At 75.0% G+C, this 25,860-nt stretch carries 27 protein-coding genes; 18 read left to right on the top strand and 9 right to left on the bottom strand.

The genetic code is table 11. The features are described from left to right. Positions 1 to 71 precede the first annotated feature (71 nt). Together ACFVU9_RS05905 and ACFVU9_RS05900 are read left to right on the top strand one after the other, a co-directional pair. Positions 72 to 656, top strand: coding sequence for an RNA polymerase sigma factor (locus ACFVU9_RS05905; RefSeq protein ID WP_380439835.1), 585 nt, complete (start codon positions 72 to 74; stop codon positions 654 to 656). A gap of 146 nt (positions 657 to 802) precedes the next feature. Continuing rightward, positions 803 to 1,441, top strand: a complete 639-nt coding sequence (locus ACFVU9_RS05900; RefSeq protein ID WP_387590355.1) for a hypothetical protein — start codon at positions 803 to 805, stop codon at positions 1,439 to 1,441. Between the two features lie 105 nt (positions 1,442 to 1,546). Here ACFVU9_RS05900 and ACFVU9_RS05895 read toward each other — a convergent pair whose 3' ends face one another. From ACFVU9_RS05895 to ACFVU9_RS05875, 5 genes are all read right to left on the bottom strand, one after another. Beyond that, a complete protein-coding gene (locus ACFVU9_RS05895; RefSeq protein ID WP_387590352.1) occupies positions 1,547 to 3,214 on the bottom strand; it encodes a condensation domain-containing protein in 1,668 nt (555 codons plus the stop codon). A gap of 113 nt (positions 3,215 to 3,327) precedes the next feature. Then, entirely contained in the window at positions 3,328 to 3,984 is a 657-nt protein-coding gene (locus ACFVU9_RS05890; RefSeq protein WP_387590349.1) for a 4'-phosphopantetheinyl transferase family protein, read from the bottom strand. After that, entirely contained in the window at positions 3,981 to 4,739 is a 759-nt protein-coding gene (locus ACFVU9_RS05885; RefSeq protein WP_387590346.1) for a hypothetical protein, read from the bottom strand. Before ACFVU9_RS05885 ends, ACFVU9_RS05890 begins: the two co-directional genes overlap by 4 nt. A 4-nt stretch (positions 4,740 to 4,743) precedes the next feature. Then, on the bottom strand, positions 4,744 to 5,034 hold the full coding sequence (locus ACFVU9_RS05880) for a phosphopantetheine-binding protein (RefSeq protein WP_380495572.1): 291 nt from the start codon (positions 5,032 to 5,034) through the stop codon (positions 4,744 to 4,746). 78 nt (positions 5,035 to 5,112) lie between these two features. Next, positions 5,113 to 6,045, bottom strand: a complete 933-nt coding sequence (locus ACFVU9_RS05875; protein ID WP_387590342.1) for a 3-oxoacyl-[acyl-carrier-protein] synthase III C-terminal domain-containing protein — start codon at positions 6,043 to 6,045, stop codon at positions 5,113 to 5,115. A 162-nt stretch (positions 6,046 to 6,207) separates the two neighbouring features. Here ACFVU9_RS05875 and ACFVU9_RS05870 point away from each other — a divergent pair, with 162 nt between their 5' ends. From ACFVU9_RS05870 to ACFVU9_RS05855, 4 genes are all read left to right on the top strand, one after another. Continuing rightward, positions 6,208 to 6,513: a hypothetical protein gene (locus tag ACFVU9_RS05870; protein WP_387590339.1), complete on the top strand. Its 306-nt coding sequence runs from the start codon at positions 6,208 to 6,210 to the stop codon at positions 6,511 to 6,513. Beyond that, a complete protein-coding gene (locus tag ACFVU9_RS05865; protein WP_387590337.1) occupies positions 6,510 to 7,682 on the top strand; it encodes a glycosyltransferase in 1,173 nt (390 codons plus the stop codon). Before ACFVU9_RS05870 ends, ACFVU9_RS05865 begins: the two co-directional genes overlap by 4 nt. Positions 7,683 to 7,817: 135 nt before the next feature. Beyond that, the gene (locus ACFVU9_RS05860; protein WP_387590334.1) at positions 7,818 to 8,798 is read left to right on the top strand and encodes an ATP-binding cassette domain-containing protein; all 981 of its coding nucleotides are present in this window, start codon (positions 7,818 to 7,820) and stop codon (positions 8,796 to 8,798) included. Positions 8,799 to 8,821: 23 nt separating this feature from the next. Beyond that, entirely contained in the window at positions 8,822 to 9,586 is a 765-nt protein-coding gene (locus ACFVU9_RS05855; RefSeq protein ID WP_387590331.1) for an ABC transporter permease, read from the top strand. Between the two features lie 59 nt (positions 9,587 to 9,645). Here the strand turns inward: ACFVU9_RS05855 and ACFVU9_RS05850 are convergent, their stop codons facing one another. The 4 genes from ACFVU9_RS05850 to ACFVU9_RS05835 form a co-directional block, all read right to left on the bottom strand. Continuing rightward, the gene (locus tag ACFVU9_RS05850; protein WP_387590328.1) at positions 9,646 to 10,935 is read right to left on the bottom strand and encodes a PLP-dependent aminotransferase family protein; all 1,290 of its coding nucleotides are present in this window, start codon (positions 10,933 to 10,935) and stop codon (positions 9,646 to 9,648) included. After that, positions 10,932 to 11,864, bottom strand: a complete 933-nt coding sequence (locus ACFVU9_RS05845) for an alpha/beta hydrolase (RefSeq protein WP_387590325.1) — start codon at positions 11,862 to 11,864, stop codon at positions 10,932 to 10,934. The genes ACFVU9_RS05850 and ACFVU9_RS05845 overlap by 4 nt, the downstream gene beginning before the upstream one ends. A 17-nt stretch (positions 11,865 to 11,881) precedes the next feature. Further along, the gene (locus ACFVU9_RS05840; RefSeq protein ID WP_387590322.1) at positions 11,882 to 12,658 is read right to left on the bottom strand and encodes a class I SAM-dependent methyltransferase; all 777 of its coding nucleotides are present in this window, start codon (positions 12,656 to 12,658) and stop codon (positions 11,882 to 11,884) included. Positions 12,659 to 12,777: 119 nt separating this feature from the next. Beyond that, positions 12,778 to 13,872, bottom strand: a complete 1,095-nt coding sequence (locus ACFVU9_RS05835; RefSeq protein WP_387590319.1) for an alpha-hydroxy acid oxidase — start codon at positions 13,870 to 13,872, stop codon at positions 12,778 to 12,780. 225 nt (positions 13,873 to 14,097) lie between these two features. Between ACFVU9_RS05835 and ACFVU9_RS05830 the strand changes: the two genes are divergently transcribed. The 12 genes from ACFVU9_RS05830 to ACFVU9_RS05775 all read left to right on the top strand — a co-directional run bounded on the left by ACFVU9_RS05830 (position 14,098) and on the right by ACFVU9_RS05775 (position 25,854). Then, positions 14,098 to 15,507, top strand: coding sequence for a class I adenylate-forming enzyme family protein (locus ACFVU9_RS05830; RefSeq protein WP_387590317.1), 1,410 nt, complete (start codon positions 14,098 to 14,100; stop codon positions 15,505 to 15,507). 31 nt (positions 15,508 to 15,538) lie between these two features. Continuing rightward, entirely contained in the window at positions 15,539 to 15,832 is a 294-nt protein-coding gene (locus ACFVU9_RS05825) for a phosphopantetheine-binding protein (protein WP_387590314.1), read from the top strand. Next, positions 15,829 to 16,089 carry an acyl carrier protein gene (locus ACFVU9_RS05820; RefSeq protein ID WP_380495589.1) on the top strand — a complete coding sequence of 87 codons (261 nt, stop codon included), beginning with the start codon at positions 15,829 to 15,831 and terminating at the stop codon, positions 16,087 to 16,089. The genes ACFVU9_RS05825 and ACFVU9_RS05820 overlap by 4 nt, the downstream gene beginning before the upstream one ends. After that, positions 16,086 to 17,204 (top strand): beta-ketoacyl synthase N-terminal-like domain-containing protein, encoded by a 1,119-nt coding sequence (locus tag ACFVU9_RS05815; protein WP_387590311.1) that lies wholly within the window; start codon positions 16,086 to 16,088, stop codon positions 17,202 to 17,204. The genes ACFVU9_RS05820 and ACFVU9_RS05815 overlap by 4 nt, the downstream gene beginning before the upstream one ends. A gap of 250 nt (positions 17,205 to 17,454) precedes the next feature. After that, complete coding sequence (locus ACFVU9_RS05810) at positions 17,455 to 17,967, top strand: hypothetical protein (RefSeq protein ID WP_380439872.1); 513 nt, start codon at positions 17,455 to 17,457, stop codon at positions 17,965 to 17,967. Positions 17,968 to 18,195: 228 nt separating this feature from the next. Next, positions 18,196 to 19,848, top strand: coding sequence for a class I adenylate-forming enzyme family protein (locus ACFVU9_RS05805; protein WP_387590308.1), 1,653 nt, complete (start codon positions 18,196 to 18,198; stop codon positions 19,846 to 19,848). Then, positions 19,845 to 21,089: a beta-ketoacyl-[acyl-carrier-protein] synthase family protein gene (locus ACFVU9_RS05800; protein ID WP_387590305.1), complete on the top strand. Its 1,245-nt coding sequence runs from the start codon at positions 19,845 to 19,847 to the stop codon at positions 21,087 to 21,089. Before ACFVU9_RS05805 ends, ACFVU9_RS05800 begins: the two co-directional genes overlap by 4 nt. A 54-nt stretch (positions 21,090 to 21,143) precedes the next feature. Next, positions 21,144 to 22,124, top strand: coding sequence for a 4-hydroxyphenylpyruvate dioxygenase (gene hppD, locus ACFVU9_RS05795; protein WP_387590302.1), 981 nt, complete (start codon positions 21,144 to 21,146; stop codon positions 22,122 to 22,124). A gap of 49 nt (positions 22,125 to 22,173) precedes the next feature. Next, the gene (locus ACFVU9_RS05790; protein WP_380439880.1) at positions 22,174 to 23,085 is read left to right on the top strand and encodes a phytanoyl-CoA dioxygenase family protein; all 912 of its coding nucleotides are present in this window, start codon (positions 22,174 to 22,176) and stop codon (positions 23,083 to 23,085) included. Then, positions 23,082 to 24,080 carry a thiamine pyrophosphate-dependent dehydrogenase E1 component subunit alpha gene (locus ACFVU9_RS05785; protein WP_387590298.1) on the top strand — a complete coding sequence of 333 codons (999 nt, stop codon included), beginning with the start codon at positions 23,082 to 23,084 and terminating at the stop codon, positions 24,078 to 24,080. Before ACFVU9_RS05790 ends, ACFVU9_RS05785 begins: the two co-directional genes overlap by 4 nt. Further along, a complete protein-coding gene (locus tag ACFVU9_RS05780) occupies positions 24,077 to 25,039 on the top strand; it encodes an alpha-ketoacid dehydrogenase subunit beta (protein WP_387590295.1) in 963 nt (320 codons plus the stop codon). The genes ACFVU9_RS05785 and ACFVU9_RS05780 overlap by 4 nt, the downstream gene beginning before the upstream one ends. 29 nt (positions 25,040 to 25,068) lie before the next feature. Beyond that, complete coding sequence (locus tag ACFVU9_RS05775; RefSeq protein WP_387590292.1) at positions 25,069 to 25,854, top strand: DUF3050 domain-containing protein; 786 nt, start codon at positions 25,069 to 25,071, stop codon at positions 25,852 to 25,854. Positions 25,855 to 25,860: the final 6 nt, after the last annotated feature.

The following is a 25,860-nucleotide window of genomic DNA, read 5'->3' as shown; positions in this document are numbered from 1 at the left end:
TGAGGATGGGCGCACACAGCCCGACCCTCGGGTGGCCCGGCGACCGGCCGGTGCCACGGAAAGCAGGCTCGATGACGATCGACAGGGGTGGCCGCGAGGCCCTCGCGGTGCCGGGCGAGTCCGTCAACGTCCGGATGGGGCTGGCCTATTCGGCGTTCTGCGAGACCCACGAACCCGCCTGGCACGCCCTCGCGCTCACCCGGATAGGCAACCGCGCCGACGTCACGCTCGTGGTGGAAGCGGTCAAGGAGGACCTCGCCCGGTGCTGGTCCCAGGTGCTGCGGTTCGAGGAGCCGGCCGCGTACGCCTGGCGGCTGGCGAACCGGCACATCGCCGACTGGGTCGCGGGCGAGGAGCCGGTGGCGGTCGAGGCGGTCACGTTCGCGGCCGTGATCGGGGCGTTCAAGCAGGTCGCGAACGGGCTGCTGCACAGCGAGGCGGACGAGGTGCGGCTGTACGCGGCGATCCTCGAACTGCCGGACCGCCAGCGGGACGTGATCGTCCTGCGCTACCTGCTCGGCCTGCACGTCAAGGTGATCGGGGCCTACTTGGACCGGCCGGTGGCCACCGTGCACTCCAACCTGCGGCACGCCCGGGAGCGGCTGGCGCGGCGGCTCGGGGTGGGCGAACTCCCGGACAGCGAGGGCGCGCAGTGACGCTCCGGCCACGACCCGAGCCGGAGCGGCAGCCGCAGCCCGAGACTCAGCCGCGCCGGGTCGAGCCGCACCCGCCGGTCGACGGCCCCGGTACTCCCCCGCCCGACAGGGCGCGGAGTGCCGGGCAGGGGCGCGCGCCGTTCCACGTGCCCCGCCCCGAACGCGCCCACGCCCAACGCATCGCCGCCCTGCGTCAGGCCCGACTCACCGCAGGACCGCCCCACCTGCCGACCGAGCACGAGCAGGCCGCCTTCGAACTGGGCCTCGTGGTGGCCCTGGTGCTGGGCGCGCCGGACGCCTCGCGCGGCCTCGACCTGCTGGTGAACGCGCGCCGCATCCAGCCCGAGGGGGCCGAGGTGTTCGGCGCGCTGCTGTACGCGACCGGGCGGGAGGAAGGCGCCGAGTTCTGGTGGCGCTTCGCCGCCGGGTCCGGGAGCGGGACCGCCGCGTACTGCCTGCACCTGCACCACCTGATGCTCGGCGAGACCGACGACGCGGACTACTGGCGCGCCTGGTCGGACCAGCTCGCCGCGGCCGAACGCACGCGCGGGCCAAGGCCGTTGCGGGTGAGCCGGCCGCTGCTGCCGGACGACGTGCGGCGCGACATCCTGTCCCGCTGCCACCGCGGGCTGGCGCCGCAGCTGCCGCCCGCGCTGGTCGCGGTGATCGACCGGCTCCCCGTGCAGGACGGCGACGGGGATCCGCACGAGGTGCCGAGCCCGTGGGAGCTCACCTCGGGGGCGACGGCGGAGTGCTCGTGGGAGTGGGAGGACACCCAGGGGTGACGCGACGGGCGCTCGATCTTCCTCCGTTCAGGTGAGCCGGGGCGGGCGCGGCGTCCGGGCGGGCGCGGGGTTCAGGCGGGTGCGGGGTCCAGCCAGGTCCGGCGCTCAGGCGAGTCCGGCGAGGCGCGCGGTGATCACGGGGTCGCGGCCGTCGCCCTCGGTCGTGCCCCCGGGCCCGTGGACGACGTAGTGGTGCGGCGCCATCACCGTGTCCCGGCAGGGCAGCACCGCGACCACGGCCCGGTGGGCGACGGCCGGGGTCAGCGCGGGGTCGCCGGTGGTGAGGCGGGCGACGAGCCGACCGTCGGCGTGGTCGACGGTAGCGGCGGCGCCGAGGACCTCGGCGAGGACCGTACGGAGGGCGGCCAGGTCGATCCACGAGCCGTCGACCTGCCGCCACTCCCCCGCCCGCAGGGTCGCCGGCCGGGCGGCCAGCGGGACCGGGCCGTGGGCGGCGGCGGCCAGGAGGTCGAGCAGGCGGCGGGCGAAGGCCTCGGTCTCGGCGGCGTCGAGCACCTGCGGACAGGCGGACAGCACGAACTCCAGCACGCCCCCGTGCCGCAGGACCGTGAACATCAGCCGGACGCCGATCGGCTGGTCGGGCAGCCTGACCAGCTCGGGGTCGGCGGCCGGGGCCGGGCGCGTGTCGAGCACGGCGTCGGGGACGGCCTGGCTCACGTCGTTCACCACCAGCCGCCGGGGGTACCGGGCGCCGCGCAGGTGCGCGGTGTCCTCGACCAGCCGCCAGACCTGCTCGGCGTCGAGCGTGCTGTGCCAGTACGCCCGCAGCGCGGCCGACTTGGCACGGCCGACCAGCCGGTCGAAGTCGGCGACGCCGGTGTCGAGGAGCAGCAGCGCGTCCTGCGCGAGGGTGCCGACGTGGTCGGCCATCGCAGCGCGCTGCCGGTTCGACGAGAGCGCCGAGATCATCAGCTCGTGGCTGCCCGCCCACTGGGCGGCCAGGGCCGCGAAGGCCGCGAGCACGACGACGGACGGGCCCGCGCCGGTGCGGCGGCAGACGGCGGCGAGGTCGCGGGCCCCGGCGGCGGACCGGACCAGCACGGCCCCGACGCGGTCCGGCGGGCCTGCGATCCGCGCGTCCGCGAAGGGCGTGAGCGGACCGGTGGCGAGCAGGCGCGCCCAGTGCCGCAGGGCGGCGTCGGTTCTTCGCAGGCCCCGCGGGCTCCGCTCGACGGCGGCCACCTGCAGCGGGGTGGGGGCGGTGACGGGCGGGAGCTCCTTGCCGGCCGCGAGGTCGAGCCAGTCCTCGATGAGCACGGCGGTGGCCGCTCCGTCGGCACCCGCGTGGCACACGACGGCGATCAGCCGCAGCACGCGGTCACCGTCGGCGAGCAGGATGAAGCGCAGCCGGGGAGCGGCGGCGACGTCGAACGGCAGGGCCACGTCGGCGCGTCCCAGCGCCTCGGCGAGCGGATCGAGTCCGGCGGCCGGAACGTCGTCGGCGTCGACGACCGTGACGTCGAACTCGCCTTTCGCGTGCACCACTTGGCGGTCGGGGAAGCCGTCTTCCCCCAACCCCCGGGGGAAGGACGTGCGCAACGACTCATGCCGCTCGACGAGTTCACGCAGGACGCGAAGGGCTTGTGGCACGGTGACGCCGTCCGGCACCGGCCAGACGGACTCCCGGTTGATCGCCGCGGGGGCGTCGTTGCGGATGCAGCGGAGCATGTTGTCCTGGCCGAGCGTGAGCGGGCCCGTGCCGCTGCTCGCGCCGTCGTACCGGACGGTGATCCGTCGGCTGGTCCGTGTCACGTCGCACGCGCCTCTCGGCCTGCCCGGATCGGACCGGGGGCGGGAATGTGTCCCGGACGCTACCAGCGGTATCCGCGACTGGACCAGACCACATTGCACATCGGATTCCGCTCTCAACTCCCTTGCCATACTTCGCAGTTGACATGACAAGGTGACTCGCCGAGAACGGCGAGGGCGGCACGGAACGGCCCCGGGACCGGGACGTCGGACAGCCACACCGGCCCCGGCCCGAGCGCGCCCGCATCCGCGAGCAGCAGCGGCGACGGACCGTCGACGGGCAGGCCGAAGGACTGCACCAGCCGGCCACCGTACGCCTTCGCACAGGCCTCTCGGCGGCACCACAACTCCGTGAAGCGCTCGGGCGATTCCAGGACGGCCCGCGCCTCGGCGGCCGGGAAGAAGCGCGCCGCCACCCGCCCGGCCACCCGCCGGTCGTGGATCCGCTCGACGTCGACGCCGAGCGGCCGCCCGTCCGAAAGGGCCAGCGCGGCAAGGGAGTCGGAGGCGGAGTAGTTCACCTCCAGCCCGCCGGACCGCTCGGGCAGCGGCTTTCCGTGCAGGCCGCGCCGCCACACGACGTCGGCCGGACGCACGCCGAGCCGGGCGCCGACCAGTTGGCGGACGGCGCCGTGCACGACGGTGAAGCGTCGGCGCACCACCGGGTCCGCCCCGGCACACCGGGCGCGCTCGCTCTCGTCGAGGAGGTTCCACAACTCCTTTGCCACTGACGCCGGCTGGTCGGTCGGGATGAGCCAGACGTCGACGGTCACGGGAGCGCGAGCGTGTTCAGCACGCCCAGTCGGCGGTCGAAGCTCGCGACGAGGACGGGGGTGCGCTGCGGCAGCCCCTCGGCGAGCTCCGCCCACACACCGGTGAAGGGCTGGGCAGTCGGACCGCCCACGCCGGGGCCGCGCACGAGCGCCGTTCCCGGCTCCAGCGACTCGGCGAGTGTGCGGACCTCCTTCTCCGGCTCGTCCGCGCAGGGCATTTGGCGGATGTCCATCGACTCCCCCGGAGCCTCCTCGCACACCAGCACCACCGCACCGTGCCGCTCGGGCAGTCGGACCGGTGCGCCGGGCGCGTAGTGCAGCGCCGTCTGCTCGGCGACGACCACCACCGCTCGGCGGCAGAATCCGGTGCGGTGGTACTCGGCGGCCAGTCGCAGCGCGGTGAAGGCGGCGCCGAGCCCCTGGTCGCAGACCGCGAACGCGAGCGGCGACCCCGGACAGGAGCGGCTCAGCGCCAGCGAGGACGGCGCGCCCGGACGGACGTCCGGGGAGTCGAAGGCCAGGATCAGCAGGTCGACGGGCTCGTCGTCGGCCAGCTCCTCGCGCAGCAGGCCCGCCGCCATCTCCTCGTAGGAGTGGCCGACGCCCGCGCGCAACAGGTCCTCGCGCACCGGCAGGCCGTACGGGCGGGTGAGGTCGGTGACGAAGACGCGCAGGTTCGGGTCGAGCGACAGTTCCGACCGGCCGTCGAAGCGCCGGGCCCGGGCCCGGGTGATCCGCAGGCCGCGCGTGGTCACCCGGTCAGTCCTCGGGGATGACGTGCCCGGCGACGTAGTCGGCGAGGCTGGTGACCGAGCGCAGGTCCTCCTCGGTGATCTGCTCGACGTCGACCTGGATGTCGAGCGACTCCTCCAGTTCGAGGATCAGCTCGATGGTGCCGGCCGAGGTGAGGCCGAGGTCGTCGAAGAGGCAGGCGTTCTCGGGGATCTCCGGCAGCTCGCGCTTGAGGACGCGCGGCAGGAGCTCGCCGATGCCGTGCAGGATCCGCTCGCGCAGCTCGGGGTCAGTGGTCTGGACCACGGGTTCCGACATGGGTGAACCGTCCCGTCGTACGTGGGAAGTGGCTGAAGTGACTGGTGATACCCGGAAGGGAGAGAGTCTGACGGATCGTCAGCACTGGACCGTCATCGCGGAGAAGGTGGCTCCGATCCCGGCGGCGGCGATCAGGTAGCGGTCGCCGCGGCGGAGCAGCCCCCGCGTCGTGGCGGTGTGGAGGTTGATCAGGCTGTCCGCAGCGAAACTGTGCCCCACGGACGGCACGTTGTCCAGCACCACCTTCTCCACCGGGAGCCCGATCCGGCGCGCCAGCATCCGCCAGGAGGCCTGGTTGACGTTGTGCGGAAGCACCGCGGCCAGGTCCGAGAGGTCCAGACCTGCCTGGTCCAGGGCGGCCTCGATCGCCTCGGTCAGCACGACCGGGTACTCGCGCTGGTAGCGGGCGAGGAGGTCCGGGTCCTCGGCCAGCCGGCCGTCGAACTCGGGGCGCTGGCGCACCGCGAAGGACAGCACGCGGTGCCGCTCGCCGGTCGCGCGGACCAGGCAGGCGGCGGCGCCCTCGGCGAAGACGCCCGTCTCGGGCACCACCTGGGCGTCCCTGGTGAAGGTCTTCTCGCCCGCGACGACGAGGGCCAGCGCCTCCGGGTCCGGGTCGCCGGCCAGCAGGCGGCCGGCCAGGTCGATCGCCAACAGGCCCACCGCGCAGGCGTGGTGGGTCACCGTGAAGGCGTTGGCGTGGGCGAGGCCGCGCCGGGCGATCAGGTCGTGCAGGGGGTTGAGCGGGTAGGGCACCGCCACCGGCATGCTGCGGGCGTGGATCACGAAACGGACGCGCCGTTCGCGTCCGCGCAGCTCCGTGAGGTTGTCGACGGCGGCGTCGAGCAGGTCGGGCAGCGTCCCGTCCGGGTCCAGTCGCAGCTGGTCCAGGCCGTGGAAGCGGCGGAAGAGTTTGAGTTGACGTGGGGTCAGGCCGATGCGCTCGCCCACCGCCTCGATGGGCACGGCGTGCGGGGGGAGGTGAACGGCCACTGCCTCCAGTGCGGTCACGCGGGCTAGTATTCCCACGCCCGGACCGGTCGCACAAGTGATCGCGGGCTCCTTCTCTTCGCATTCTCCTCGCGTTTCTCGCATTCCCTTCGCTTTTCCTCCGCACCGGCCACCGCCGCCGGTCGCGCCCGCCCCGTGCCGTCGAGCAGGTGGAGCCTTCCCGTGAACGATCCCGAACTTCCCGCGTACGCGGGGGCCGCATCCCTCCGCCCCGACCTCGTCGCGCTGCTGGTCGAGGCCGCCGCCGCACCGCTCGGGTGGGCGTCCCGCGTGACGCCGGACGCCCGACTCGACGGCGACCTCCTGCTCGACGAGACCGAACTCGCGGCGCTGGCCGCGGGTTTGCGCGAACGGTTCGGAGCGAGGGCCGATCTCGCCGCGCTGCGCGCCCGGTTGGACCTCGCCGCGCTGGAGGCGCTCACCGTGGGAGACGTGCAGCGATTGATCTCCGGGGAGGCGGGAGCATGAGCCGGTTCCTCCTCGTCATGCCCCCGTTGACCGGGCACGTGCACCCGGCCGCGGGCATCGCCGCCGAGCTCGCGCAGCGCGGCCACGACGTCCTGTGGACCGGCACCGAGACCGTCCTGCGTCCACTCCTCGGGCCCGGCGCACACGTCCTCGGCACCGGCACCCGGGCGTTCCGCGCGCAGGGCGGGCACGGGCTCGCCGCGCTGCGCTCGCTCTGGGAGGGCTTCATCGTGCCCTACGCGCGGTTCACCGCGAAGCCGCTGGACGCGATCGTGCGCGAGCACCGGCCGGACGTCGTGCTGGTCGACCAGCACACCCCGGCGGGCGCGATCGTCGCACACCGGCACGGGCTGCCCTGGGCGAGCTTCGCACCGGGCGCGATGGAACTCGGCCGACCGTACCGGGCGTTGCCGCAGGTCGAGGCCTGGATGACCGGGCTCCTCCGGGGTCTGTGGGAGCGGGCCGGGCTTCCTGCGGACGAGTTCACCGACCCGCGCTTCTCCCCCGCACTGCTGCTCGCGACCACCGGGCCGGCCCTCACCGGCGCCGGCGCACACCCACCGGGGTACGCGCTGGTCGGGCCGGTGCACGGCGAGCGGCCGGCCGACCCGTCGTTCCCGTGGGAGCGGCTGCTGCCCGGGCGCCGGCGCGTCCTGGTCACCATGGGCACGCTGGCCGGCGAGCTCGGTGCGGACTTCCACGCCCGGGCCGTCCGGGCGCTGGAGCTGTGCGGGGAGGACGTGCAGCCGGTGTTCGCGGCGCCGCACGAGTTCCTGCCCGAACTCCCGCCGCACGCCGTCGCGGTGGACCGCGCGCCGATCCTGGAGATGATGGCGCGCGGCACCCTGGACGCGGTGCTCTGCCACGGCGGGATGAACACCGTCGGCGAGGCGCTCGCGCACGGGATTCCGCTGGTCACCGCGCCGATCCGGCACGACCAGCCGTTCGTCGCGGCGCAGGTCGAGGCCGCGGGAGCGGGGGTGCGCGTGCCGTTCGCGCGGGTCTCGCCGGAGGGGCTCGCCCGGGCGGTGCGCGGCGTCCTCGACGACGAGCGGTACCGGGCGGCGGCCGCCCGGGTCGGCGCCGGGCTGCTGGCGGGCGGCGGAGCCCGTACGGCGGCCGACCGGCTGGAGGCACTGGTCAACGGGCCCGCGGCCGGGTCCCTTTAGCAGACCGGAAGATCGCACGTCCATTGGTCTAGGCCATTGTCTCCGCCCGGCCGACGCCCTAGGGTGGCGCCCGACAGCGGCCCGGCCGCACCTGGACCGGTGTGCCGGCCGCCCATCCCCGCACGGGAGTTCCGGTTGATCGAGACCACGGGACTGCGCAAGTCCTACCGCAAGAAGACCTCCCGCAGGAGCGGTGAGGACACCACCGTCGACGCCGTCCGCGGTATCGACCTCGCCGTCGACGCGGGCGAGATCCACGGCTTCCTCGGCCCCAACGGCGCCGGGAAGACCACCACCCTGCGCATGCTCGCCACCCTGATCCGCCCCGACGGCGGCCGGGCGACCGTGGCCGGCGCCGACCTCTTCGCCGACCCGGCGGAAGTGCGGCGCCGGATCGGCTACGTCGCCCAGGGCGGCGGCACCACCGACGGCGTCAGCGCGCGCGAGGAGCTCGTCCTCCAGGCCCGGATGCACGGCGCCCCCAAGGCGCGTGCCGTCCGGGCCGCCGAGGACGCGCTCAAGGCCTTCGACCTGGGCGAGTTCGGCGACCGCCCGTGCGCGACGTACTCCGGCGGCCAGCGCCGGCGGGTGGACATCGCACTCGGAGTGATCCACGAACCGCGCGTGCTCTTCCTCGACGAACCCACCGTCGGCCTCGACCCGGCCAGCCGGGCGCACGTGTGGGCGGAGATCAAGCGGCTGCGCTCCGAAGGCATGACCGTCGTCGTCACCACCCACTACCTCGACGAGGCCGACGCGCTGTGCGACCGGGTGGCGATCGTCGACCACGGCCGGGTCGTGGCCGAGGGCACCCCCGAGGCGCTCAAGCGCGAGATCTCCGGGGACGTCGTGCTGGTCGGCCTGGCCGACACCACCGAGGGCACCGCCGAACGCGCCGCCGAGGTGCTGCGGGCCCAACCGTACCTGCACCGACTGGAGTTGCGGGGGGAGGACGGGCTGCGGCTCTACCTCGACGACGGCGCGGCCGCGATCCCCCGACTGCTGCGCGCACTGGACGGCGCCGGCGTCACACCCGGCACCGTCCAGCTCCAACGGCCCAGCCTGGACGACGTGTTCCTGGCCCGCACCGGCCGCTCGCTGGAGCAGACCGCCTGAGCCGCCACCTGGAAGGAGTTCGCGTGAAGCTCGCCCGTGACACCTGGCTGGTCTTCCAGCGGCAATTGCTGCTGATGATCCGCACCCCGGTCTGGATCGCCGTCGGAATCATCCAGCCCCTGTTCTACCTGCTGCTGTTCGCGCCCCTGCTCAAGAAGGTGCTCGCCCCCGAGGGCGCGAGCAGCTACGCCGACGCCTACCAGGTCTACGTGCCGGGCCTGTTGGCGGTGCTGTGCATCTTCGGCGGCCTGTTCACCGGCTTCAGCCTGCTCGGCGAGCTCAAGGCCGGCATCATCGAGCGCTCCCGGGTGACGCCGGTGAGCCGGCTGGCGCTGCTGCTCGGGCGCGCGCTGCGAGAGATGGTGGCGCTGCTGGTGCAGGCCGTCCTCATCACGCTGATCGCGCTGCCGTTCGGGCTGCGGGTGAGCCCGCTCAACCTCCTGCTCGCCTACCTGCTGCTCGGCCTGCTGGCGCTGATGACCTCGGCGATCTCCTTCGGCATCGCGCTCATGGTGCCGACGGACGCGGCGATGGCACCGGTCGTGAACACCATCGCGCAGCCGATCGCGCTCCTGTCGGGCGTGCTGCTGCCGCTCACCCTCGCGCCCGACTGGCTGCGCTCCGCCGCTCGCTGGAACCCCTTCTACTGGGCCGTGGAGGGCATGCGGGCGCTGTTCTCGGGGCACGCCGGCGACGCCGTGGTCTGGCAGGGGCTGCTGGTCGTCGTCGTGATGACCGTCCTGTCGGTGTACTGGTCGGCGCGGCTGTTCTCGACCCGCGTGCGCTGACGGACGGGACGACGAGAAGGGCCCGGCCGGCACAGGCCGGACCCTTCTCGTCGCTCCGCTCAGCAGGACGTGATGAAGGCGGCCAACTTGGCCACTCCGTCGATGATCTGACGCTGCGTCACCGAACTGATGGAGAGCCGCAGCAGGCGCTCTCCGCCGCCCGCCGGGTAGAACGGCGCCATCGGCGTCCAGAGCACGCCGTACTCCCGTGCGCACCGCTCCATCGCCGCGTCGTCCGCCGTGAACGGCACGGTGAGGACGGCGAAGAAGCCGCCCTCGGGCCGGTTCCAGGACACCCCCAGGCGGCGGCGCGCGGACGCCGGGAAGTGCCGTTCCAGCTCGCGCAGCAGCGTGTCCATCCCGGCCGCGTAGTGGGCCGTGGCGGCGGCGTTGGCGGCGCGCAGGCGGCAGTCGTGGCGCAGCAGCATGCCGCCGATGACGGCCTGGCTGAGGGCGGGGGTGTTGACCGTCGTCATGCTCTTGAGCCGGGCCAGCTCGTCCGCCAGCAGGGTGCGCCGGCCGCCCGGGCCGGTCACCTCCTGGTCGGCGACGACGTAGCCGAGGCGGGCGCCGGGGAAGCAGGTCTTGGCGAAGGAGCCGAGGTAGACGACCCGGCGGTGGCGGTCCAGCGCCTTGAGGGTCGGCCGTTCGCCGCACGCGCGGACGAAGAAGCCGTACGGGTTGTCCTCGATGACGAGCAGGTCCTCGTCCGCCGCGACGGCCAGCAGCCGGGTGCGGGCGTCGACGGGCATGCTGGTGCCGGACGGGTTGGCGAAGTCGGGGACGACGTAGAGCGCGCGCGGGCGTCGGCCCTCGGCGCGGACGGCCCGGGCGGCGGCGCGGACGGCCTCCGGGTCGGGCCCGCCGGCCGGCCCCTCGGGGACGGGGCGGGTGGTGAGGTCGAGCAGCCGGGCGGCACCGGTGACGCCCACGTAGCAGGGCGAACTGACCAGCAGGACGTCGTCCGGCGTGGCGCACAGCGCGCGCAGGGCGAGCAGCATGCCCTCCTGGGCGCCGACGGTCAGCACCAGGGCCTCGGGGGCGACGGTGAGGCCCTCGTCGTTGGCGAGGGTGCGGGCGACCAGGTCGGCGATGATGCCCTTGGTGGGGCCGTACTGGAACAGCGCGGTGCGGACGGCGTCCCGGTCCAGGCCGCGGGCGGCCAGGTGCGCGAGGTAGGCGTCCAGGTGGGCCGGGACGTCCTCGGGCTCGAAGAAGCCCTCGTAGGGGCGGCCGGGGGCGAAGGAGACGGCGTCGGGGTAGCGGGTGGTCACCTCGTTGAGGAAGGTCATCGCGTCGAGCAGCGGGTCGGAGAGGGAGGCGTGCAGGTCCGCCAGGTCGAGGGTCATCGCAGGGCCTCGCGCAGGCGCTCGGCGGCGTACCGCTGGGCCTCGGCGGCGGCGTCCAGGACGCCCGTCATGGCGAAGAAACCGTGCGGCACGCCCTCGTACCGCCGTGCGCCGACCGGGACGCCCGCGGCGCGCAGGGCCTCGGCGTACTGCTCGCCCTCGTCGCGCAGCGGGTCGTACTCGGCGGTGATGACGGTCGCGGGCGGCAGGCCGGCCAGGCTCGGGGCGCGCAGCGGGGAGGCGTACGGGTCGGCGCCGTCGGCCGGGTCGGCGAGGTAGTGGCCCCAGTACCAGGCGGCCGAGCGGCGGTTGAAGAGCAGCGGGTCGTCGTGCTCGCGCAACGAGGGGGTGTCGGCGCCGTGGTCGGTGTTGGGGTAGACGAGCAGCTGGTGGCGCACGGCCGGGCCGCCCTCGTCGCGCAGCAGGAGGGTGAGCGCGGCGGTGAGGTTGCCGCCCGCGCTGTCGCCGCCGACGGCGAGGCGGGCGGGGTCCAGGCCGAGGCTCTTGGCGTGGGCGGCCAGCCAGTGGACGGCGGCGCGGCAGTCGTGGAGGGCGGCGGGGAACGGGTGTTCGGGGGCGAGCCGGTAGCCGACGGAGACGGTGGCGCAGCCGACGGCGTTGGTCAGGCGGCGGCAGATCGCGTCGCCGGTGTCGAGCGAGCCGAGGGTCCAGCCGCCGCCGAACAGGTAGAGCAGGACGGGAGGTTCGCCGACGGCGGCCGGCCGGTGGAGGCGGAGGGCGAGGTCGCCGCCGGGGCCGGGGACGGTGAACTCCTCGACGGAGGCGACCGGTTCGGGTGTGCCCGCCGCCGCGCGGATGTCCGCGAGGTCGGCGGCGCGGGCCTCGGCGAGGGTGAGGGTGTAGAGGGGCGGCGCGCCGGAGCTCGCGCGGCGGGCGCGCAGGGCTTCGGCTTGGGGGTGGAGGGGCATGGGGGACACTCCCGTGGTCAGCGGTCGGCCTCGACGTAGATGGTCTCGTCGGTGCGGAAGGCGGTGTCGAGGTCGGCGACGTCGGCGCGGGCGCCCTCGCGGTAGGCGCAGTGGCGGATCCGCCCGTCCTCGAAGCCGGCCAGGCCGAGCACGTGCCGGAGCTCGTCGAGGTCGTAGATCCACTGGTGGCCGTAGTGCCGGAAGATCTGGTTGACCAGGAAGGCGGGGCGCGCGGGCATCGGCGGGCCGAAGCCGAGGGTGGTCAGGCGGCGGCGGTGCTTAGCGAGGAAGCCGTCGCCGGTGGCGTAGCCGACCAGGTAGCGGGCGAGGTCGGGGGTGGTGATCCGCAGGACGCCGCCGGGGCGCAGGACGCGGCGGGCCTCGCGCAGCCAGCCGGCCGCGACGGGCAGGGTGACGTGCTCGATCAGGTGCTCGGCGTAGACCCAGTCGACGCTGGCGTCGGCGAAGGGCAGCGGCCGGGAGACGTCCAGCTGGGTGAACCAGCGGTCGCCGTCGACGCGGTAGAGCGTGCCGGGCTCGGTGGCGGCGCCGGGACTGCGCAGGGTGGCGAGGTCGGTGCCGAGGCCGTGCGGGTGCGCGGTCCGGAATGCGGCGAACTCGATCCCGGTCAGGCCGAGTTCGCGGAACCCGGCGTGGTCGCGGGGCAGGCCGCCGGGTGCGGCCTCCAGCTTCGCGCAGGTGGCGACGTCCGCGCTGAAGTCGTCGAGGCGGGCGGTGAGGCCCTCGGGGTCGTCCCAGTCCCAGCCGGGGAAGCGGTCCGCGTTCTTCGTCATGAGGGAGTTCTCCCAGTCGGGGTCGAACGGTCTCGGGGTTGAGCCCGGTTCCGATTCGGCATTGTCGATATTCGGACGCCCGGTAATGAACCCCGGCGGGATTCTTGACCGTTGAACATTCACCGGTGCGGCGGCGGCCACGGGGTGACGGCCGAGCGGTCCAGGTCGGCGAGCCGGGGGCGGCCCAGCAGGGCCAGGGTGTGCTCCAGTTCGTCGTGCAGGAGGTCGAGGACGCGGCGCACGCCCGCCTCGCCGCCGGTCGCGAGGCCCCAGAACGCCGGGCGGCCGATGAGCACGGCAGCGGCACCGAGGGCGAGGGCGAGGGCGATGTCCGCGCCGGTGCGGACGCCACCGTCGAGGAGGACGGGCAGCGTGCCCGGCACGGCGTCGGCGACCTCCGGGAGGGCGGCCAACGCGGGCACGGCACCGTCCAGTTGCCGTCCGCCGTGGTTGGACACCACGACGGCGTCGACGCCGTGCTCGACGGCGAGCCGGGCGTCCTCGGCGGCGAGGACGCCCTTGAGGACCAGCGGCAGCCGGGTGCGCTCGCGCAGCCAGCCGAGGTCGGCCCAGGTCAGCGAGGGGTCGAACTGCTCGCGTGCGTGGTCGGCGATGCCCGAACTCCCGCTCGCGGCACGGTGGCTGGCCGCCATCAGGGCCGGGTCGAGGTTGACGGCGCGGACGGCGGGCGGGATCGCGAAGCCGTTGCGCAGGTCGCGCAGGCGGCGGCCGATCCTGGGGGCGTCCACGGTCAGCACGAGGGCCGAGATTCCGGCCGCCTCGGCCCGTTCGACCAGGGCCGCGAGGGCCGCGCGCTCGCGCAGCCAGTACAGCTGGAGCCAGACCGGGCCGGTGGCCGCGGCCGTGATGTCCTCCAGGGTGCGGCTCGCGAACATGCCGGCGACGAGCAGGGCTCCGGCCGCGCCGGCCGCCCGCGCGGTGGCCGTCTCGCCCTCGGGGTCGACCAGCCGGTGGTAGGCCATCGGGGCGATGCCGACCGGGAGCGCGAGCGGGCTGCCGAGCAGGGTGGTCGCGGGCGAGCAGGCCGAGACGTCGACGAGCGTGCGCGGCCGGAACGCGTAGCGGGAGAACGCCTCCCGGTTCGCCGCCAGGGTGCGTTCCGCGCCGCTGCCGCCTTCGATGAAGTCCCAGATCTCGCGGGGGAGATGTGCGCGCGCGGCGCGCTCGATCCCGGCCAGCGTGGTCACTCCCACGGGCAGCTCCAATTCCCGGACGGCCACGCGCGGACCGCTCCCGGTTCGGCAGCGTAGGAGCAACAACCACATTGGTATAGACCTTGATTTGACCAATCGTCTGTGCCAAGGTCTGGCCACGGAATTGACCGTTTTGGTTGTTCACGGCGTCCATGTCAAATCCCCTCACTATGTGGAGTGGTGTTGACCGCCTTTTCAAGCTCTTCACTTCCGCTCGCGGATCGGATGCTCCCCGCGCAGCCGCACGCCGATGCCCCGCCCGACTGGATCGACCGGCTCCTGCTGGCCGGCGACGGGGGCGAGGAGTGCCTGCACTTCGGCGGCCCGATCGACCGGGCTGCCCTGCGCGCCCTCGTCGACGAGCAGACCGCTCGGCTCGCCGCCGCCGGTCTCGGCGCGGGCGGCACGGCGGCCCTGCGGCTGCCGCCCTCGGTGGCGTTCGTCGCCGTGCTGCTGGCAGCATGGCGGCTCGGCGCCCAAGTGGCGCTGCTCGACCACCGGTTGACCGACCACGAGGTCGACGCGGCGGTGGCCCGACTGGCCCCGCAGGTGCTGGTGGGCTCCGCCCACCGGTCCGCGGCGGCACTGCGCGGGTTCTCCGACGTGGAGCCGGTGGCCGTCCGGCTGCCGGACGGACGGCCGGCCCGGACCGGGCACGCGCTGGTCCAGCTGAGCTCCGGGTCCACCGGCCCGGCCAAGGTGATCGCCCGCACCGCCGCCGACCTGCTGCGCGAACTCGACTGCTACCGCAGGCTGGTGGATTTCCCCGGCGAGGGCGAGCGGGTCGTCCTGCTCTCCTCGGTGGTGCACGTGCTCGGCCTGGTCGGCGGACTGCTCAACGCCCTGTTCGCCCGCGCCGCGCTGACCGTGCCGGAGCGCATGACGGCCGCGGGCATCCTCTCGGCCGCCGCCCGCGGCGACCGGCCGGTCACCGTCATCGGCGTCCCGTTCCACGCCGAACTGCTGGCCGGCGCGGTCGCGCCGCCGCCGCTGCCCCGGCTGCGGCGGATGGTGGTGGCCGGCGAGCTGGTCCGTCCGGGCCTGGCCGCGCTGTTCACGGACCGGTACGGCGTCCCGCTCGGCACGATGTACGGGATGACCGAGACCGGGGTGATCGCCACCGACCTCTCGGGCGGGCTGCACCCGGCCAAGCGGCCCGTCCACGGCATGCGGCTGCGGCTCGTCGGAGGCGAGCTGCGGATCGCGGCGGGCACCTCGCCCTACCCAGGGCTGGACGACCCGACTCACTGGTCGGACGGCTGGCTGCACACCCGGGACGCCGCCCTGCTCGACCCGGACACCGGCGAGGTCACCGTCCTCGGCCGGCTGGACTCCCAAGTGTCCGTCGGCGGCCTCAAGGTGGACCTCACCGAGGTCGAGCAGACGCTCACCGCGCTGCCCGCCGTCCGCGAGGCCGTCGTGGTCTTCGAGGACGGCGCCATCGAGGCGTACCTCGCCCTCGAAGCCGGCGCCGACCCGGCCGCCGTCCAGGACGGGCTCAACCGCCGCCTGGCCGCCTACAAGCGGCCCCGCCGGCTCGCCCTCCTCCCCCGACTCCCGCGCACCGCGACCGGAAAGCTGCTGCGCGACCCGACCGCCCTGCGCGACGCCACCACGGCCACCACCGCCCGCTGACCAGCGCGCCTTCCTCTCCTAGGAGCCCTCCATGCAGGACCGCGTCCGCGACTTCGTCCTCTCCGCCCTCGCCCAGATGCAGTACGACGTCTCCGGGGTCACCGGCGACACCGACCTCGGCCCGGCCGGGCTGGACCTCGAATCGCTCGCGCTGGCCGACCTGTCGGTCCAGGTCGAGGACGAGTTCGGGGTCAAGTTCGACCTCGACGAGATGGAGACCACCGCGATGATGACGCTCGACGAATTCACCGCCGACGTCGTCCGGCGCATCGCGGCCGCCGGGGCCCAGGACCCGGCCGGCGCGGCCGCCGGCAGCGCCGCGTGACGCGCGCCGGCCTGCCGGACCGCGCCGAGGTCGTGGACATGCTGGCGGCGTTCGGGCAGCGCGCCGCCGACACCGTGCCCGACGAGCTCGGATCGCTGGAACTCACCTGGCTGATCGCCGAGTTCGAGCAGCGCTACGGCATCGAGGTCGACCTCGACGACGAGCGCTTCGCCGCCGTGCGGACCGTCGACGACGCCACCGGACTGCTGCGCGAGGCCCTCCTGGCGAGCACCTCCCCCGGAGCCGCGCAGCCATGACCGCCGTCCTCCCGGCCGCCGCCCGTCCGGTGGTCAGCGGCGTCGGCGTGCTCAGCGCGGCCGGGCGCGGCCTCGGCGAACTCACCGAGGCCACCGCCCACGGCAAGGCCGCCTTCGGTACCGTCACCCGCTTCGACGTGAGCGCGTGCCGCACCACCCGGGCCGCCCTGCTGCCCGCGCCGGTGCCGCTCGCCGACGCGGTGCTGGACGCCGTCGGCCAGGCCTGCCGCCAGGCCGGGCTCGGCGCCGCCGACGGCGCGGCGACACCCGTCCTGCTCGCTCTGCACGGCGACCTGCGCACCCGCGCGACCGCCGACGCCGTCGCGGCCGGACTCGGCGCCGCCTGGGGACTCCACGGCGTCACCCGCGTCTACACGGGTGCCTGCGTGGCGGCGGCGACCGCCGTCGCCGACGCGGCCTCGCTGGTCGCCGCCGGGCGGCACGAGCGGGTGCTGGTGGCCGCCGGGCACCTCGTCGAACCGGGCGTGTTCGCGGTCTTCGACGCGGGCCGCGCCCTCGCCCGCGACGGCGAGCTGCGCCCGTTCAGCACCGGCCGGACCGGCACGCTGCTGGGCGACGCGGCTGCCGCCGTCCTGGTCGAGGCCGCCCCGGCCGCCGAGCGGCGCGGCGCCACCGCGCTCGCCCGGCTGGCCGGCTGGGGCCGCACCGGGGACGCCCACCACGTGTGCCGCCCGGAGCCCGACGGCGCCGGCGTGGCCCGCGCCATCGGGGCCGCGCTCGCCCGCGCGGGCGCCGGGCCGGCCGATGTCGGCTACGTCAACGCCAACGGCACCGGCTCCACGCTGGCCGACCGGGCCGAAGCCCTGGCGCTGCACCGCGTGTTCGGCGCGCACACCGCCCGCCTGCCGGTCAGCTCCAGCAAGTCCGTCCACGGCCACGCCCTGGAGGCCTCCGCGCTGCTCGAACTCGCCGTCACCATCAGCGCGTTGCGCAGCGGACGGCTCCCGGTGAACGCCGGCTGGCTCGGCCCGGACCCGGACGTCGGCCTCGACCTCGTCCTGGACGGACCGCGCGCCGCCGCACCGCGCTACGCCCTCAGCCTCAACTCCGCCTTCGGGGGCGCCAACACCGCCCTCCTCGTGGCCCGCGCATGAGCGGCGACCGTCAACCGGTCGGTGCGCAGGCAGGCTTCGGGCCGACCCCTCCGAACACCCGGCCGGGTCCGGAACGCCAGGCACCCCGCCCCGGCTCCACCCGCGCACGAGCGGACCACACCAACCATCCACCCGCGACGCGCCCGTCGTACAGCCCCGCCCGACAAGCTCCCGCCCACCCCGGAACCGCCCGGACGCACACCGCCGACCGCCCCCGGTTCCCTCCGCCCACACCAGGACCGCCCCGCCCATGCTCCTGCCGCCGCCCCTGCGCATCCTCGCCGAGGCCCACTGGCCCGACCCCGACCGGGCGGACGACCCCTTGCCACCCCTGCCCGGCTTCGCCGCCTCCACCTTCAACCCCCTCGTCGCCCACACCGCCGAACGCTGCCTGCGCGCCCACCACGGAGACGCACCCGCGCCCGGGCGCACGGCGCTGCTGCTCGCCAGCGCGAGCGGCGACCGCGCCACCGCGCGGGCCATCGACGAGGGCGCCGCACCCGGCCGCCGGACGGCCCCGCTGCTGTTCTTCCAGTCCAACCCCAACGCCGTCCTCGGGCACATCGCCGCCCGCTGGGGCCTGACCGGCCCCGTCGTCGCGATCAGCCCGGCCGAGCCCGCCCCGCCCGGCACCGTCCCCGCGGACGCGCTCGACCTGGCCGCGCTGCTCCTCGCCGACGGCGACGCCGACCGGGTCCTCGTCCTCGCCGCCGAACAGGAGGAGGACGGCGACCGGGCCGTCGCCCTCCTCGTCGAGAGCTGAACCGACCTGCCGCCGGCCGCCGTTGCCGGCCACGCCGGGCACACCTGCGCCCCCGCCTCCGTCGCCCGGGCCCACACACCCGGGCACCGCCGCCCGAACCCGCACACACACCCGGGTCAGGACACCCGGGACAGCCGCCGCCGTCGCCGCGCGCACGCGCGGCCCGAGCGCCCAGCCCCAAGCCCACCGCCGGGGCCAACCCCGGCACCGAGGGAGGGATCCGCCCCCGTGACCACCCCCCGCACGACCGCACGCACCACGCCTGCCACGACGAGCCGCGTCCGCGGCCTCCTCGCCGACGACCCGGACGTCGGCGCCGGCTCCGTACTGACCAGCCGCCTCGAGCTCGGCCTCGGCCTGGACGACCCGCTCCTCACCTTCGACACGCAGGTCGACGAGCACCCCGCCTGGCACGCCCTCAGTCTGCGCGAGCTCGACCGCGCCGTCCGCGCCCGCGCCGCCGCCCTGCACGGCCTCGGCATCGGGCGGCGCGACCCCGTCGTCGTCTACGCGAGCGACGCCGCCGACCACGTGCTCGCCTTCCTCGCTCTGGGCCGCCTCGGCGCGATCCCCGCCCTGCTCAACCCGCACCTGGACGGCGAGCGGGCCGCCCGCTACACCGCCCGCCTCGGCGCCGCCGGCGTCCTCGCCGACCCGGCCCACCTGGCCGCGCTGGCCGGCCACGAGCCCGGCGCCCGGCTGCTCCCGGAGATCGCCACCCTCGGCGCCGGCGACCCGGACGCCGCACCGGAGCCCTACCGGCACTGGTCCGACGACCCGGTCGCGATCACCCACTCCTCGGGCACGACCGGGATGCCGAAGGCCGTCGTCCACTCGCACGCGAGCCTGTACGCGGCGATCCGCCACCGGCTGCGGCTGCCGCGCCCGCAGGGGCAGGACCGGATGCTCAGCGCGCTGCCCGCGCCGCACGCGGCGACCCTGATCGCGGTCAACCTCGCGCTCAGCTCGCACACCCGACTCGCGCTGCTCTCAAGCCAGTCCGGCACTGGTGTGCTGGACGCGATCGAGCGCTGGCAGCCGTCCGGCGTGGTCGGCTTCGCCGCCACCTGGGCCGACCTCGCCCGCCACGACCTGGCGGCGCGCGACCTCGCGTCCGTCGCCCTGTGGTGGAACACCGGCGACTGCGCCCACGAGACGCACATCCGCCGCCTGATCGCCACCGGCAGCCGGGAGACCGTCACCCGCGCCGGCCGCACCCGCGAACCCGGCTCGCTGTTCGTCGACGGGCTCGGCTCCACCGAGATGGGCCACTCGCACTTCTTCATCACCCACGGGCCCGGCACCGACCGCTACGGGCGCTGCGTCGGGCGCCCGCACGCCTTCGTCGACTGCGCCGTCGTCGGCCCGGACGGCGAACCGCTCGGCCCCGGCGAGATCGGCGAACTCGCCACCGCCTCGCCGACCCTGGCACTCGGCTACTGGAACGACTCGGCGACCACCTTCCGCACCAGGATCCGCGGCCGCTTCCTCACCGGCGACCTCGTGTACCGGGACGAGGAGGGCTACTACTACCACGTCGACCGGGCCGTCGACTCCGTCGAACTCGGCGACGGCTCCCGGCTGTTCACCGCGATGTCGGAGGAACGCGTGCTGGCCGCGTGCCCGGACGTGACGGACTGCACGGTCGTCGCCGTCCGGGACGGCGAGCGCGTCGTCACCGACGTGCTGCTCCTCCTCTCCGACGGCGCCGACCCTGCCGCCGACCGGACGAAGGACGTCGTCGCCGCCCTGGACGAGGCCGCCGCGGCGACCGTCCGCCGGGTGCTCGTGGTCCGCGCCGACGACCTCCCGCTCGGCCCGACCGGCAAGGTCCGCAAGGTCCTGCTGCGGGAGCGCCACCTGGCGGAGGTGCGGGCATGAGCGTTGTCGTCACCGGCCTCGGGCTCGTCTCGCCGCTCGGCCGCAAGCCCGCCGACGTCTTCGACGCCCTCGCGGCGGGCCGCTCGGGCCTGAGCGCCGTGCCCGAGGGACATCCGGCCCACGGCTGGCTGCCGGTCGCCGGGATCGCGCCCCCGGTGGACGGCCGCGAGGTGCTGCCGCCCACCGAGACCCGCTGCGTGGACAGATTCGTGCTGCTCGCCCTGGCCGCCGCGGACGACGCGCTCGCCGACGCGGGCCTGGTCGTCGGGCGGGACGTGGACCCGCACCGGACGGCCGTCGTGCTGGCCACCGGCGGGGGCGGGCTCGAAACCTTCGAGCAGCAGTCGCACCGCCGCCTGGAGCGCGGCCGGCCGGGCGTCAGCCCGTACCTGCTGCCGGGAATGCTCTCCAACATGGCGACCGCCCGGATCGCCATCAAGCACGGGATCCGCGGCTACAGCTCGGCCGTCGTGACGGCCTGCGCGGCGGGTGCCCAGGCGGTCGCCGAGGGCCTGCGGCTGATCCGGGCCGGGGACGCGGACGTGGTGGTGTGCGGCGGGACGGAGTCCTCGCTGCACCCGACGATCGCCGCCGCCTTCACCAACGCCCGCGCGCTGGCCCAGGGTTGGGACGATCCGGAGGAGGCGAGCCGGCCGTTCGACGCCCGCCGCAACGGCTTCGTGCTCGGCGAGGGCAGCGCCGTCCTCGTCCTGGAGCGCGCCGGGCACGCCGACGCGCGCGACGCCGCCGGGTACGCGGACGTCCTCGGCTGGGGCGCCTCCACCGACGCCCACCACCCGACCACGCCCCGCCCCGACGGCGCGGGCGCCGCCGACGCGATGCGCGCCGCGCTGGCCAACGCGGGCCTCGCGCCCGGCGACATCGACTACGTGAACGCGCACGGCACCGGCACCAGGCTCGGCGACGCCGCCGAGACCGCCGCACTGCGCGCCGTGTTCGGGCCGCAGCCGCCGGCCGTCTCCTCCACCAAGGGAGCGACCGGGCATCTCCTGGGCGCCGCAGGCGCGTTGGAGGCCGCGGTGACCGCGCTCGCGGTGGCACGGGGAACGCTGCCGCCGACCCGCAACCTGGCCGACCCCGACCCGGCCTGCGACCTCGACCACGTCCGGGGCGCGGCCCGGACCGCGCCGGTGCGCGCGGCGCTGAGCAACGCCTTCGCCTTCGGGGGCCACAACCTCAGCCTGATCCTCGGCCCGGCGTCCACCAGGCGCGCCAAGTAGCCCGACGCCACCGGCCGTTACCCGCTCTTCGTCGCTCCCGAGGGGGAGATCCCGTTGTCCATCCAGACCATCACCCATGTCGAGTTCGCGTGCGCGGACGCCGACAAGACGGCCGCCGGGCTGCGCGCCGACTACGGCTTCGCCGCCGACGCCCCGCAGACCTCGCCCGACGGCCTGCGCACCGTCCGCGTCCACCAGGGCGACATCCGCCTGCACCTCGTCTCGGCCGCCCGGCCCGGCCATCCCGTCGCCGAGTTCGTCGCCCGGCACGGGGACGGCGTCGCCGTGCTCGCGCTCGGCTGCGAGGACCCGCAGGCGGCCGTGGAGCGCGCCGAGCGGCACGGCGCCCGGGTGCTCGACCGCGACGGCGCACTGGTCGCCGGCTTCGGCGACGTCGCGCTGCGGTTCGTGCCGCCCGGCGCCGGAGCGGCCGCGCCCGGGCTGCTGGACGCCCTCGACCACGTCGCGATCTGCGTCCCCGGCGGCCAACTCGCGGACGCCGTAAGGTTCTGCGAGGCGGCGCTCGGCCTCCACCGGATCTTCGGCGAGTACATCGAGGTGGGCGAGCAGGCCATGGACTCCAGCGTCGTGCAGAGCGCCTCCGGCGAGGTCACCTTCACGCTGATCGAGCCGGACACCGGCCGGCGCCCCGGCCAGATCGACGAGTTCCTCGCCGCCAACGAGGGCGCCGGCGTCCAGCACCTCGCCTTCCGCACCGCCGACATCGCGACCGCCGTCCGCACGATCCGGGCCCGCGGGGTCGAGTTCCTGAGCACCCCTGACGCCTACTTCGACGCCCTCGCCGAGCGGTTCGGCGAGACCGCCATCCCGGTGGGGACGCTGCGCGAACTGCACGTCCTGGTCGACCAGGACCACGGCGGGCAGCTCTTCCAGATCTTCGCCCGCTCCACCCACCCCCGGCGGACGTACTTCCTGGAGCTCATCGAGCGCCAGGGCGCCGGCACCTTCGGCACCGCCAACATCAGGGCCCTGTACGAGGCCGTCGAGCGGCAGAGCTCGGCCGCCGCCCGGTGACCGACCGGCCTCGAAAGGCACGCCCGGCCCACCCTCGAAAGGCACATCAGTGACCACCGCAGAGTTCCACCTCACCGACGCCGAACGAGCGCTGCTGCCCACCCCCGACGACGTCGACCACTACCGGACGTACGGCTGGTACCTGTCCCACAGGCTGTTCAGCGACGCCGAGCTGGACTCCCTCCAGGCCGCCACCGAGCTCTACTACGCGGGCCACCGCGACCGCGAACTCCCCGTCCGTCCGGCCCGGTTGGCCTCCTGGACGCCGGCGGACGGCCCGGTCCAGCGGCACAACGACTACGTCCACTACGAGAGCGACGCGATCGGCGCGGTCCTGCGCAAGCCGCTGGTCGGCGCCGTCGCCGCGCTGCTCGCCGGGGCCGAGGAGATCCGGATCTTCCAGGCCACCCTGATCTACAAGCCGCCGGTGCCCGAGGAGCCCACCAACCGGGTGCCGTGGCACTTCGACAAGCACTACTGGCAGACCTGCACCTCGGAGGAGATGCTCACCGCGTTCATCCCCTTCCACGACTGCGGCGACGAGAACGGCACGATCACCATGATCGACGGCAGTCACCGCTGGCAGGAGCTCGCCTCCGGCGAGGACTCCACCCGGCACTTCGCCGACCGCGACGGCTCCGAGCTGGAGGCCATCCTCGCCGCGAACGCCGCCCACAACGGGCAGCAGGTGCGGAAGGTCCCGATGCCGATCCCGCGTGGCCACATGAGCTTCCACCACTGCCGCACCTACCACGGCAGCGGCCCCAACCTGGCGTCCTTCCCCCGCCGGGCCGTCTCGCTGCACCTCCAGGACGGCGCCAACGCCTACCGCCGGCACGAGCGGCCGGACGGCGGCCCGGTGGTCTACAACCACGACGTGCTGGTCCGCCGCACCGCCGACGGCCGGCCCGACTACGCCGACCCGGACTTCTGCCCGGCGATCTGGCAAGGGGCGCTGTGACGGGCACGGCCGCCGCGACGGCGCCGCTCGGCACTCCCGCCGAGCGGTACCGGATGCTGCGGCTGATCCGCGGCTTCGAGGAACTCGCGCTCGCCCTCGTGAAGGCCGGCGCGATCCCCGGCGGCATCCACCCGTACATCGGACAGGAGGCCGTCGCGGTCGGCGTCTGCTCCGCGCTCGGCCCCACCGACCGGCTCACCAGCACCCACCGCGGCCACGGCCACGTGCTCGCCCGGGGCGCCGCGCCGCACCGGCTGCTCGCCGAACTCGCGGGCCGGGTGGACGGGTTGAACCGCGGCCGGGGCGGCTCGATGCACGCCGCCGACCTGTCGCTCGGCATCCTCGGCGCCAACGGCATCGTCGGCGCGGGCGCGCCGATCGCCGTCGGCGCCGCGTGGGCGGCCCGGCAGGCCGGCGGCGGCCGGGTCGCGGTCGCGTTCTTCGGCGACGGCGCGCTCAACCAGGGCGTGGTGCTGGAGTCGTTCAACCTCGCGGCGATGTGGCGGCTGCCGGTGGTCTTCGTGTGCGAGGACAACGGCTACGCGACCACCCTGCCCGCCGCCGCGGCGGTCGCGGGCAGCGCGACCGGCCGGGCGGCCGCCTTCGGCATCCCCGCCGAGGAGGTCGACGGGATGGACACCGAGGCCGTCCGCGCCGCCGCCCTCCGCGCCGTCGACCGGGCGCGCAGCGGCGGCGGCCCGGCCTTCCTGGAGTGCCGCACCTACCGCTTCGAGGGCCACCACACCATGGAACGCCGGATGAAACCGCGCTACCGCACCCCCGAGGAGGTCGACGCCTGGCGCACCCGCGACCCACTGCCCCGGGCCGCCGCCCTGCTCGACCCCGCCGCGGTCGCCACGATCGACACAGAAGTCTCCCAACTCCTTTCCAGTGCCGAGGATTTCGCGCTGGCATCCGCACACCCCGACCCGGCCGGCGCCGCCGACCACCTGTACGCCGACGGGCTGCGCCCCAGAGCAGGAGCGGTGGCATGACCCGCCTGTCGTACACCAAGGCGCTCAACCGGGCGCTCGCCGACGAGCTCGCCGCGGACCCTGCGGTCTGCGTGTTCGGCGAGGACATCGGCGCCGGCCTGGCCGGCCCCACGCTCGGGCTGCTGGAGCGCTTCGGCCCGGAGCGGATCGTCGACACCCCGCTCTCCGAGCAGGCGTTCACCGCGATGGCGATCGGCGCCGCGCTCGAAGGGCGGCGGCCCGTACTGGAGTTCCAGATCCCCTCGCTGCTGTTCCTGGTCTTCGAGCAACTCGTCAACCAGGCCCACAAGTTCTCCCTGATGACCGGCGGCCAGGCGGGCGTGCCGCTGACCTGCGTCGTGCCCGGCTCCGGCTCCCGGGACGGCTGGGCGGGCCAGCACTCCGACCACCCGTACAGCCTCTTCGCGCACGCCGGGGTGAAGACGGTCGTGCCCGCCACCCCGACCGACGCCTACGGGCTGCTGCGCTCGGCCATCCGCGACCCGGACCCGGTCGTCCTGTTCGCACCCGCCGCCGCCCTGCCCGGCCGGGAGACGGTGACGTGGGAGCTCGCGCCGGTCCCGCTCGGCCGGGCCCGGATCCACCGCTCCGGCACCGACGTCACCGTCGTCGCCGTCGGCCACCTCGTCCACGACGCGCTCGCGGTGGCCGAGGAGGTCGCCGAGGAGATCTCCGTCGAGGTCCTCGACCCGCGCACGCTCCATCCGCTCGACTGGCCCGCGCTCGCCGCCTCGCTCGAACGCACCGGCCGGCTGGTCGTGTTCGACGACTCCAACCGCAGCTGCGGCTTCGGCGCCGAGGTGCTCGCCACCGCCGCCGAGGAGCTGCGCCTCACCGCCCCGCCGCGCCGGGTCACCCGCCCGGACGGCGCCGTCCTGCCGTTCGCCCCCGTCCTCGACCGCGCCCTCCAGCCGAGCCGCGACCAGCTGCGCCGCGCGCTGTACGCGGTGCTCAAGTAGCCCCTCCCTCTCCCCCGAAAGGACTCCGCATGTCCACCAACCGCTACCACTGGGACCGTTCGCACCCCGGCCTCACCGGCCTCCAGCAGGCCGTCGACCCGCTGCGCCGCGAGGTGGTCGGCCACACCGTCTACGGCGGGCTGACCGGCCTCGGGCGGGTCCGCACGTTCCTGGAGAGCCACGTCTTCGCCGTCTGGGACTTCATGTCGCTGCTCAAGAGCCTCCAGCGCGACCTGACCTGCGTCGACGTCCTGTGGGTGCCGGCCGGTCCGACCGCGAGCCGGCGGCTGATCAACGAGATCGTGCTGGTCGAGGAGAGCGACGAGCTCGGCGAGGGCTACACCAGCCACTTCGAGCTGTACGTCGACGGGATGCGCCGGGCGGGCGCCGACACCGGCCCGGTCGAGGCCTTCCTGGAGCTGCTGGGCGCCGGCACGGCCGTCCCGGAGGCACTGAAGGCGGCCGGGGTGCCGCAGGCCGCCGCCGACTTCACCGGCACCACGTGGTCGATCGTCGAGAACGCGCCCGTGCACTGCCGGGCCGCCGCCTTCGCCTTCGGCCGGGAGGACCTGATCCCGGACATGTTCGCCCAGGTGGTACGGATCGACGACCCGGACGGCGCGCTCACCGTCTTCAAGGACTACCTCGTGCGGCACATCGAGGTGGACGGCGAGCAGCACACGCCGATGGCCATGCAGATGCTGATCGACCTGTGCGGCGAGGACGACGCGAAGTGGGCGGCGTGCGCCGAGACCGTCCGGCTCGCCCTGCGGGCCAGGACGCAGCTCTGGACGGCCATCGAGAAGGCTTTCTGACGAAGC

Source organism: Kitasatospora sp. NPDC057936, assembly GCF_042887525.1.
Taxonomy (GTDB): Bacteria; Actinomycetota; Actinomycetes; order Streptomycetales; family Streptomycetaceae; genus Kitasatospora.
This window is presented reverse-complemented; position numbering and strand designations above follow the sequence as displayed.

Excerpts from the sequence above, each read along its gene's own strand:
- ACFVU9_RS05905 (WP_380439835.1), top strand. The coding sequence starts at position 72 with ATGACGATCGACAGGGGTGGCCGCGAGGCCCTCGCGGTGCCGGGCGAG.
- ACFVU9_RS05880 (WP_380495572.1), bottom strand. The coding sequence starts at position 5,034 with ATGTCGGAACCCGTGGTCCAGACCACTGACCCCGAGCTGCGCGAGCGG.
- ACFVU9_RS05865 (WP_387590337.1), top strand. The coding sequence starts at position 6,510 with ATGAGCCGGTTCCTCCTCGTCATGCCCCCGTTGACCGGGCACGTGCAC.
- ACFVU9_RS05850 (WP_387590328.1), bottom strand. The coding sequence starts at position 10,935 with ATGACCCTCGACCTGGCGGACCTGCACGCCTCCCTCTCCGACCCGCTG.
- ACFVU9_RS05845 (WP_387590325.1), bottom strand. The coding sequence starts at position 11,864 with ATGCCCCTCCACCCCCAAGCCGAAGCCCTGCGCGCCCGCCGCGCGAGC.
- ACFVU9_RS05840 (WP_387590322.1), bottom strand. The coding sequence starts at position 12,658 with ATGACGAAGAACGCGGACCGCTTCCCCGGCTGGGACTGGGACGACCCC.
- ACFVU9_RS05830 (WP_387590317.1), top strand. The coding sequence starts at position 14,098 with ATGCTCCCCGCGCAGCCGCACGCCGATGCCCCGCCCGACTGGATCGAC.
- ACFVU9_RS05825 (WP_387590314.1), top strand. The coding sequence starts at position 15,539 with ATGCAGGACCGCGTCCGCGACTTCGTCCTCTCCGCCCTCGCCCAGATG.
- ACFVU9_RS05815 (WP_387590311.1), top strand. The coding sequence starts at position 16,086 with ATGACCGCCGTCCTCCCGGCCGCCGCCCGTCCGGTGGTCAGCGGCGTC.
- ACFVU9_RS05810 (WP_380439872.1), top strand. The coding sequence starts at position 17,455 with ATGCTCCTGCCGCCGCCCCTGCGCATCCTCGCCGAGGCCCACTGGCCC.
- ACFVU9_RS05800 (WP_387590305.1), top strand. The coding sequence starts at position 19,845 with ATGAGCGTTGTCGTCACCGGCCTCGGGCTCGTCTCGCCGCTCGGCCGC.
- ACFVU9_RS05780 (WP_387590295.1), top strand. The coding sequence starts at position 24,077 with ATGACCCGCCTGTCGTACACCAAGGCGCTCAACCGGGCGCTCGCCGAC.
- ACFVU9_RS05775 (WP_387590292.1), top strand. The coding sequence starts at position 25,069 with ATGTCCACCAACCGCTACCACTGGGACCGTTCGCACCCCGGCCTCACC.